Source organism: Ralstonia sp. RL, assembly GCF_001683835.1.
GTDB lineage: Bacteria > Pseudomonadota > Gammaproteobacteria > Burkholderiales > Burkholderiaceae > Ralstonia > Ralstonia mannitolilytica.
The window spans coordinates 1-9,505 of the sequence record NZ_LWRX01000248.1; the positions used below are offsets into that span (position 1 = coordinate 1).

A 9,505-nucleotide genomic window follows, 5' to 3' on the forward strand; every position below is an offset into this window, starting at 1 on the left:
CAAAAGAAACTCCTTCCGAGCGGCACTCCGGTTTATTTCGGGCTGGTGGGCTTAATGTGGGACCGCGAATTTGTCATCCCAGCATTTGATCCGGACCGAGCCGGTCAACTGGAATACGATCTGACTCAACATATCCTGCACATCAACAATGAGAGTCCACGACGAATCGGCATCCTGGGATCGCGCTCCATCGAGGACCGATTGACCTCCCGCTTTTCGGGCGTCATGAGTGAGCTGCGACGCTCCTATGATGTGTCGGTTCTGCCGCCAGATGGCAAGGACATACCTCAAGACATTTCCGTGCTGCTCGCCCTCTGGACGAATGAGGACAAGCAGGCGAACGAAACTTATTCTCTCCAGCAGGCGAAAATCGAACGCTATCTTCAGCAGGGAGGAAAGCTGTTGATGATTATCGATCCTCGCTTGAATGGAGTGGTGACGCCGACAACGCTCGACAAGCCGTCGCCCATCACCGAAGCAAATTTCCCGTTCACCTCTCTCTTCAAACATTGGGGGGTGCAATTTAACACCACCCATGTTGTAGGGGACTTAAAAAATGCTAGCTCTGTTCAAATCCCGGGCCTGGGGTCGATTCGATATCCGTTCCTGATCAATATAAGTGCCGACGGCCTTTCCCGAAATCTCCCGATCACCAAAACGCTGGAAAAGATGGTCTTCTTAAATAGTGGCGCGCTTGAACAAACCACTCCGCCGCAGCGTAAAGGGTTCAGCGAGTTCGTTCCATTGATCATGAGCTCCAGCGAGAGCGGCAGCTACGACTTCTCCACCGCACCCCTATTGCAACTTCAAAAGAGCTCGAATAGACCTGAAAGCATACTGAGCCCGCTTAACCTGTTCTCCCATGGCGCCAATCCGCTTGCGAATGATCTTGGTCCCCATTTCTCGATCGAGAAGAGTACCTCTGACAACGTCGGCGCAATTGAACACATCGACCAGAAGCTGCGAAGCGATCAGCAACCAAGGATTCTCGCGGGCTTGGTGAATCAAGGCAGCGGATCTGCCCCGAAAACCCCAACCGCCATCATCGTTGCCGATGCCGACTTTATCGCAGACGATTTGGCGATATTCTCGCCTGTTCCGCCTGACGCCCCGGCGAACAGTGGGAATGATGTACTGTTGCCCGATAACGCCATGGCTTTAACCAAAACATCGTTTCAAGCGAATGAAGACATGTCGAAATTCGGGAACGCTTCTGTGCAGCAGCCAAACGACAACATCAACTTTGTGCTGAACGCCATTGATTATTTGTCGCTCAATGACAGCCTGGCCGGCATTCGCTCGCGAGGGCAGAGTTTGCGTGAATTTACCCGAGTGCGAGACCTCGAAAAAGTCGCTCAGGAACAATTCCTGGATGCTGAAAAGCGATCGCAAGCCAAATTGAATGCGGTCACACAGAAACTCAACCAGACCATCAGGAAAAAGGAAGGTGGCCAGAAATTCTTGATGACTGCAAAGCAGCAGTCCGAGATCAAAAAATACCTCGACGAGGAATCGGATAGCAAAAGGGAGCTTCGTGCGGCGAGAAGCCTTCTCCGGGAAAATATCAAGTCCTTGGGTAACCGCTTGCTTCTTCTGAATCTTCTGCCCGTTCCGTTATTGGTGGCCTTTTGCGGGAGCTTTTACATGTGGAGAAGATCCAGGAGAGCGTCTGTTTGATGTCCGGCCCACAGCGAGAAGTGACCCGAATGAATCCAAGAGGAGTATCAATGCCCAAGACATCCACTTTGATCACGGCCGGTTTGGTATTTGTGAGTTGCGTATTGGTATATTCCCAGACTCAGGCTCCGGATAACGGGCAGAGGCTGCGTTTCGGTCAAAGCGCTGTCAAGGAATTCAAGCCTGAGGATCTGGAATCCATTGTTCTCCAAGATGGACGGAGGACCATCGAACTTAAGAGACGGGTGAACTACAGCTGGGCAGTAATAGACGGGCCACTTGCTTTCGATGCCGACGAGGAGAAGATCAGGAATTTCCTGGTCAAGCTCCTTTCCATCCGCGTGGGAGATGTCATTCCTGGAGGAGAAAATCGTTTGGAGGCATTCGGGCTGTTGCCTGTCGACGGTAAAAGGACAGCACAGCAGGGCAGTCACGCGGGAACGTCTATATCGCTTAAGGGGGATGGCAACGCACCCCTGTTCGACATGGCGCTCGGCAAGGCTAGAAAATTTGGCGGCGGCTCCTATGCCACGTTTTCGGACAGGCCGGATGTCTATCTCATTCCTGACAATTTCAGTTACATCCGCGATTGGGAGTACTGGCTCGACAAAACTATCGTGGATGTCGAGGGCAAAGACATCGTGGCCATCGACTTCTTGACGATGAAAAACGCGCCGCGACTGGAGCGGACATCGGAGTCCAGTCCGTGGAAAGTCATCAGAAAAGCAGCCGGCATGCAGTCACTCGATTCTCCCGTCTTGGAACAGGAAACGCTGCCGAACCTGACGAATTCTTTAAAGGAGCTGCAATTTATCCACGTATTGCCGAAAAATGTGGGACCGGGCGCTACGATACGCACCAGTCTTGATCCAACGAGGGAAGTGGTGTCAAAGATTGGGCTGGAACTATTTTCCGGAAAATACTTTACGGTCACCCTCTACAAGCATCGGGCAAAGGATTCGGCTCCTGCTGTATCGTATTACGCTTCGATTCAGATGAAGCTGGTCACGATGGACAAGCTCGATAAATACGATGCGATTTCCATGATCACCGACAGGGACGCGTTTAACGCCAAGACTGAACCCTATTTTTTTGCGCTGGATGAAGCATCGGCGCAGCGATTTTTGGTGAACTAATGCTTCGCGCCGGAATGATCCATCCGATAGCAACTCACTCATGGTTGAAAGTGCAAAAGTGACCAATACCAATTCTCAGAATGCGAGCGGCAGCACCATGATCGAAGTCGATCGCTTGAAAATGGCTTATGGATCGTTTATCGCGGTGGACTCCATTAGCTTCACATTGAAAGCGGGGGAGGTATTGGCTCTTCTCGGGCCGAATGGTGCGGGCAAATCGACCACGATGAAAATGCTGACGTGCTTTCTTCCGCCGACCGCAGGGACGGCGCGAATATGCGGCAACGACATCAGAACTGAGCCCGAAAAGGTGAAGTCATCGATCGGCTTCATGCCGGAAAATGCCCCGCTGTATGCGGACATGAATGTATATGAATTCCTGCATTTCATTGCGAGGATGCGCTCCATCCCTGAGCGCAATATCAAAGAGGCGATCCACAAGGTCGTTGAACTTTGCCATCTTCAGCAGGTGGTATATAGGTCCATTGACCACCTGTCAAAGGGCTATCGCGCCCGCGTCTCCATGGCCCAGGCTTTAATCCACGATCCGCCTGTCTTGATCTTCGATGAACCGACGGACGGATTGGATCCCAATCAGAAGGACGAAGTGAGAAATCTCGTTCGACGCTTGGCCCCGAACAAGTGCATCATCTTGTCCACGCATATTCTGGAAGAAGTGGGACCCGTTTGTAGTCGGGCAATTATTATCGCGAAGGGAAAAATCCGTTTTGATGGGGGACCGCAGGACCTCATTAGCCAAGCAAAAGACGGCCAGCTGAACGCAGTATTTCGCAAATTGACACATGGCGTGGAGTGACGCGCGAGATACCTTCTCTTTTTTGACCTGAGTCATAGGCATCCTCAATCCAGCAGGTGTACAAAGAGCGTCAGGAAGAGTTTAACCAATTGGATTTTCGCTTCTGAATTGCGAATACAGCAGCGCACTTATTGGACCCTGTCACTGTGAAGGAACGGCAATGAAATCCACCATTGTGGCCGCGATGGCACTCGCGAGTTCGTTGGCTTTGGCGCAGCCTGCGTCTCCGCCTTCCAACGATCCCAAGGCAGCGCAGGCGGCGCCAAATCCGGCTGAGTTTGACAAGCAGATGGCGCAGGTACAGGAAAATATGAAAAAGATGCAGGAGCAAATGACGAAGCTCCAGCAGACGCAAGATCCGCAAGAACGCCAGCGCTTGCTTCAAGAGCACTGGTCCACCATGCAAAATGCGATGGGCATGATGCAGGGTATGTGGGGACCGGGCATGATGGGGTGTTGCGGTGTCGGCACGACGGCGGGTGGCGGCCATATGATGGGCGGTCACATGATGGGTGGCCCCATGATGGGATGGCAGGGCATGGGGGGCTATTATTCCAAGCTGACACCGGAGCAATTGAAGCAGCGCCAATATATGACAGACCAATACCTGGCGATGCAACAAATGATGATGAACCACATGATGTGGCACCAGCATTGGATGGGGCAGATGCAACCAGCTCCAGGTAAATGAAGCAGATCGACCGCAACTAGAATTCCGGCCCGAATCTGTAGAAGCGCATAGCATCGACCCTATGGTCCGGATGCTAGCGGGGCGCGCTTATGGGGCGCCGGAGGTGCAGGCATCGGCGTGGGTAAGCCCTTGCAAGATGCCGCAATCCTTCACGACATGTCCAGTCTCGCATTGGCTGCGCAATGCGTTGAGCTGTTTATCAAGCGCTTTCAGTTCCGCGATACGGCGCCGCACTTGTTCAATATGCTGATCCAGCATGGCATTCACCGCGCCACAGCTTTCGTTGGGCGCATCGCGAAGCTGTAGCAAGGTTCGCACATCATCGAGCGTCATATCAAGCGAGCGGCAGCGCCGGATGAATTGCAGGCGCTCGACATGTGCATCGTCGTACAGCCGATAGTTTCCCTGCGACCGCGCCGGCGCAGCCAATAGACCTTCCTGTTCGTAAAAACGGATGGTCTCGACTTGGCAACCGGTGCGTCTGGATAATTCTCCGATCTTCAATGTAACCTCGCATCCTTTCCGTGTTTCCAATAACTGCTTGACTCTATAGTAGCTATAGGGTCTCTAATGTGCAATGTGGGAACAATAATGCGCAGGAGAATGACATGAGTTGCTGTGATAACAAGGGATGCTCCGGTAATACGGCCCAGCTCGCGCCGGTTAAGGCAGTGGCCAGCCCAGGGGCCGCCGAAGCAGTGTTCCGAATCCAGAACATGGATTGTCCGACCGAAGAAAAATTGATTCGCAGTCGGTTGCAAGGCATGGATGGCATCGAAAACATGCAATTCAATTTGATGGAACGCGAGTTGACCGTGCAGCATCGCCTCCCGTCGATTGATGCGATCGTTGCCGCACTCAAGACACTCGGCATGGATGCGGTGACAAAGTCCGACTCGCTGGGAGCGCCCCCCGAGTTCGTGAACGCCGCCAGCGAGATGGACACACATCATATCCCGCGCCGCACCTGGGTCTTGATGGCGATTTCTGGATTGACGGCGATCGGCGCTGAAGTTGTGGCCTGGAGCACCGGGCAAGAGACTTCATGGTCTGTCATCGCGCTCGCACTGATTGCGATTCTGACCGGCGGTCTGGACACCATGAAGAAGGGCTGGATCGCGTTGCGCCACTTCTCGCTGAACATGAATTTCCTGATGTCGCTGGCAGTGATCGGTGCGGTGTGCATCGGGCAATGGCCGGAAGCGGCCGTTGTCATTTTCCTGTTCGCGCTGGCCGAACTGATCGAAGTGCTCTCGCTCGACCGTGCGCGCAATGCGATCAAAGGATTGATGGCGCTCGCTCCCGAAACTGCCACTGTTCAGGTTGGGCCCGGCCAGTGGCGTGATATTCCAGCCAAGGATGTCGTGTTGGGCGCGGTTGTGCGCGTCAAACCGGGCGCATTGATCCCGCTCGATGGCACCGTGAAGGACGGTCAGACGACGATCAACCAGGCGCCGATCACCGGCGAAAGCATGCCCGTGCCGAAGCAGCCGGGCGATCCCGTGTTCGCCGGCACCATCAATGAACGCGGCGCCTTTGACTATACGGTCACCGCATTGCAAGGCAATTCCACGCTGTCTCGCATCATTAAGAGCGTCCAGCAAGCGCAAGGGGATCGTGCGCCGACGCAGCGGTTTGTTGACCAATTCGCCCACTATTACATTCCGGCAGTCGTGCTGCTTGCGATCCTGGTCGCAGTGATTCCGCCGTTATTGATGGGAGCCGCATTCCAGCCTTGGCTCTACCGGGCCTTGGTGCTGCTGGTGATTGCGTGTCCGTGCGCGCTAGTTATTTCCACACCGGTGACCGTAGTCAGCGGCCTGGCGGCAGCAGCGCGGCATGGGATCCTGATCAAGGGAGGTGTCTATCTGGAACAGGGGCACAAGCTGAAGGCGATTGCACTGGACAAGACGGGCACTGTCACGGTCGGCAAGCCTGCTGTCACTGATATCGTGATGATCAAGGACGGCGATCAAGGAACGCTGTTGCGCTATGCAGCCAGCCTGTCCAGCCGCTCCGACCACCCGGTGTCCTCTGCAGTGGTCGCCTATTGGCATGAACACAATCGTGCGCAGCCGCTGATGGAAGTGACCGATTTTCATGCTCTCACCGGGCGCGGCATCAGCGGCATGATCAATGGCGAGACCTTCTACTTGGGCAATCACCGGCTGGTGCATGAGTTGGTAAGTTGCGGCCCTGAACTGGAAGCTACGCTGGAGAAGCTCGAGCGGGAAGGAAAAACAGCGGTAGTCCTATGCTCTACCACGTCGCCGCTCTTGATCCTGGCGGTCGCCGATACAATCCGCGAAACCAGCATTGACGCGATCGTGCAGCTGCGTGCGCTCGGTGTGGAGATTGTGATGCTTACCGGTGACAACGAGCATACCGCACAAGCGATTGCTGCGAAGGTGGGTATCCCGAATGCCCGCGGCAACTTGCTGCCGGAAGACAAACTTACGGCGATCAATCAGCTGACCAACACTTATGGATATGTCGGGATGGTGGGGGATGGCATCAACGATGCCCCGGCACTAGCCAAGGCCAATATCGGTTTTGCGATGGGTGCTGCCGGCACCGACACGGCACTCGAAACCGCCGATGTCGCGCTGATGGATGACGACCTGCGCAAGATTCACGATTTTATGCGGCTCAGCGCCAAAGCGCGTTCGGCCCTGATGCAAAACATCGTGCTGGCCTTGTCGATCAAGGCGGTGTTTCTCGTGCTCGCGCTGGCGGGGCAGGCGACGCTCTGGATGGCGGTGTTCGCCGATATGGGGGCGAGCCTGTTGGTGGTCATGAATGGTCTGCGGTTGTTAAAACTGGATAACGCGCATCGCTGATAACGCTTCTCCAGAAACAGGGGCGCAGTCGCGGTTTTGTCAAATCTAAACTATAATTATTCTCATTTGACTGATTGACCAAGACCCTCTGGTGAAATCCTATGCAAGCGTTGCGTATTTTATTGATCGCTGTTTTCTGTCTGCTGTCGTCGCTGTCAACGGCCCATGCTGATGATGTCGCCACACAAAATAAGGCAAAACAGATCTGGCAACTGCTCGATTACCTAGCCGTCGACTATGGCAAAGCGGTCAAGGATGGCAAGGTGGCCAACGCGGATGAATACGCAGAGATGCAGGAATTTGCACATGCCGCCGACCGTCAGTTGGCCGAGTTGCCGGCAACCGCCGCCACGCCGGTTTTACTGAAAGGCGCCGCCGGATTACGTGCAGCCATTGCCGAAAAGGCGCAGCCGGGGATCGTTGGCGATCAGGCGCGCAACCTGGCGTCTGCGCTGCTTGCGGCTTATCCGGTACCGATGTCGCCCAACAAGCTGCCAGACCTGCAGCAAGGGGCGAAGCTTTATCAAAGCCAGTGCGCGTCTTGCCATGGCGTCCTTGGGCGTGCCGACGGGCCGCTGGCCGCCACGCTTAATCCGCCGCCGATTGCGCTGGCTGACCATGCTCGGGCGAGGGAGCGCAGCGTGTTTTCGTTGCAGCAGATCATTACGCGTGGGGTTGACGGCACCTCGATGCCAGGGTTTGCACAACTGTCAGATGACGATCGTTGGGCGATCGCTTATTTCGCGTCAACGCTGTCGTATTCGGATAGTGATCGGCAGGCAGGCGCGAAGCTATGGTCGTCGCGCTCTGACTTGCATTCGGCCGTGCCAACGCTGGCGAAGTTGAGCCAGACCTCCGAAGAGGCGCTGGCCAAGACCACTGGCGCCGAAACCGCCCGGAGTTTGATCGCCTATCTGAGGAGCGCGCCGGACGCATTGACTGCATCGAGCGCGGACAGTCTCACCATTGCCAAGGAAAAGCTGAAGGAAAGCGTGGCGGCACTGGACAAGGGCGACACGTCGAGTGCGTCGCAGCTGGCGTTGTCCGCCTATCTTGACGGTTTCGAACCGGTAGAGCCGGCGCTGGCGGCAAAGAATCACGCATTGTTCGAGGATATCGAAAAAACGATGGGAACCTATCGCAATGCGATAACCAGTGGTCAGGTGCCGCAAGCGCATGAAATCGAACAACACCTGCAGACATTGCTGGCCGATGCGCAGGCCACGTTGGATGACTCTCACGACCCGCTGTCCGCCTTCGTCGGTGCGCTAACCATCCTGCTGCGCGAGGGGCTGGAAGCGTTGTTGGTCGTGGTCGCGATGATGGCGTTCCTGAAAAAGGCTGAACGCACCGATGTGCTCCCTTATGTGCACGCCGGCTGGGTTGCCGCGTTGGCGGCAGGCGGGTTGACTTGGGGAGTGGCAACCTATCTGGTGGACCTGAGCGGCGCCAGCCGTGAAATGACAGAAGGGTTTTCCGCGATCTTTGCAGCGGTGGTACTGCTGGGCGTCGGGATCTGGATGCATCAGAAGAGCCTGGCGGGTCGCTGGCAAGCGTACGTGAAACAGAAACTGTCGTCCGCACTGAGCAGGAAATCGGCCGTGATGCTGTTCCTGCTGTCGTTCATCACCGTTTACCGCGAAGTCTTTGAAACTGTCCTCTTCTATGCCGCCCTTTGGGCGGAAGGCAATGGCGTGTATATGCTCGCCGGTCTCGGGACCGGTATGGCAATTCTTTGCGCCATTGCAGCGATTCTGTTGCGCTCCACCGCGCGGTTGCCCATCGCGCAATTTTTCGCGTTCAGCTCCGCATTGGTTGGCGTGCTCGCCTTCGTCCTCGCGGGCAAAGGGGTTTCCGCTCTTCAGAAGGTCGGCTTCCTGGAGATGACGCCAATCGCGATGCCGCGCATTGATGTTTTAGGTATTTATCCGTCGATGCAGACAATCATCGCTCAGGTCTTGATTCTGGCAATCATTGTGGCGAGCATCGCCTACAATGTGCGGCAGCAGAAAAAAACTGACCTCGCATAGATCGGCAAGACGAGCCCGCGGATCGCATACGGGACGCGCAAACAGTGAGCAGGCGCAAGAATCGGCATCGGGTGTATTTGCACCCGATACGAGTGATAGAAGACTGTTAGTTAGTTATTGTCAATGTTGCATTTGGTGGCGCGTTTTGTGAATGCCTTGCATTGCGAAGTTTTAAGGCCATATTTGCGGCCATGATGAATTCGATATTGGCGGTAATCTAGGAAACATGCGGGTTTCGGGGCATGATAGGAATCCCTCCGTCCGCCAAGATACAAGACAAAATGCCGGTTCCAGCCGGCATTTTCGTTTTGCCC

The 9,505-nt window shown here is 55.2% G+C and carries 8 protein-coding genes; 6 read left to right on the forward strand and 2 right to left on the reverse strand.

Annotated elements, in window-relative coordinates; translation table 11 throughout:
- The 4 genes from A6M56_RS22750 to A6M56_RS22765 all read left to right on the forward strand — a co-directional run.
- Positions 1-1,677 (forward strand): Gldg family protein (locus A6M56_RS22750; RefSeq protein WP_286758449.1); only part of this gene is annotated, 1,677 nt, incomplete at its 5' end.
- 50 nt (positions 1,678-1,727) lie between these two features.
- Complete coding sequence (locus A6M56_RS22755; protein ID WP_286758450.1) at positions 1,728-2,813, forward strand: DUF4340 domain-containing protein; 1,086 nt, start codon at positions 1,728-1,730, stop codon at positions 2,811-2,813.
- 40 nt (positions 2,814-2,853) lie between these two features.
- Complete coding sequence (locus A6M56_RS22760; protein WP_286758451.1) at positions 2,854-3,630, forward strand: ABC transporter ATP-binding protein; 777 nt, start codon at positions 2,854-2,856, stop codon at positions 3,628-3,630.
- Between the two features lie 160 nt (positions 3,631-3,790).
- Positions 3,791-4,321, forward strand: a complete 531-nt coding sequence (locus A6M56_RS22765) for a hypothetical protein (protein WP_286758452.1) — start codon at positions 3,791-3,793, stop codon at positions 4,319-4,321.
- An 87-nt stretch (positions 4,322-4,408) separates the two neighbouring features.
- Here the strand turns inward: A6M56_RS22765 and cadR are convergent, their stop codons facing one another.
- Positions 4,409-4,825: a Cd(II)/Pb(II)-responsive transcriptional regulator gene (gene cadR / locus A6M56_RS22770; RefSeq protein ID WP_286758453.1), complete on the reverse strand. Its 417-nt coding sequence runs from the start codon at positions 4,823-4,825 to the stop codon at positions 4,409-4,411.
- A 104-nt stretch (positions 4,826-4,929) separates the two neighbouring features.
- Here cadR and A6M56_RS22775 point away from each other — a divergent pair, with 104 nt between their 5' ends.
- Positions 4,930-7,161 carry a heavy metal translocating P-type ATPase gene (locus A6M56_RS22775; RefSeq protein ID WP_286758454.1) on the forward strand — a complete coding sequence of 744 codons (2,232 nt, stop codon included), beginning with the start codon at positions 4,930-4,932 and terminating at the stop codon, positions 7,159-7,161.
- Positions 7,162-7,262: 101 nt separating this feature from the next.
- Positions 7,263-9,191 carry an FTR1 family protein gene (locus A6M56_RS22780; protein WP_286758455.1) on the forward strand — a complete coding sequence of 643 codons (1,929 nt, stop codon included), beginning with the start codon at positions 7,263-7,265 and terminating at the stop codon, positions 9,189-9,191.
- Between the two features lie 110 nt (positions 9,192-9,301).
- Here A6M56_RS22780 and A6M56_RS22785 read toward each other — a convergent pair.
- On the reverse strand, positions 9,302-9,505 hold a 204-nt coding region (locus A6M56_RS22785), incomplete at its 5' end, for a hypothetical protein (protein ID WP_286758456.1).

Coding starts and splice junctions, on each gene's coding strand:
- A6M56_RS22755 (WP_286758450.1), top strand. CDS start 1,728: ATGCCCAAGACATCCACTTTGATCACGGCCGGTTTGGTATTTGTGAGT.
- A6M56_RS22760 (WP_286758451.1), top strand. CDS start 2,854: ATGGTTGAAAGTGCAAAAGTGACCAATACCAATTCTCAGAATGCGAGC.
- A6M56_RS22765 (WP_286758452.1), top strand. CDS start 3,791: ATGAAATCCACCATTGTGGCCGCGATGGCACTCGCGAGTTCGTTGGCT.
- A6M56_RS22775 (WP_286758454.1), top strand. CDS start 4,930: ATGAGTTGCTGTGATAACAAGGGATGCTCCGGTAATACGGCCCAGCTC.
- A6M56_RS22780 (WP_286758455.1), top strand. CDS start 7,263: ATGCAAGCGTTGCGTATTTTATTGATCGCTGTTTTCTGTCTGCTGTCG.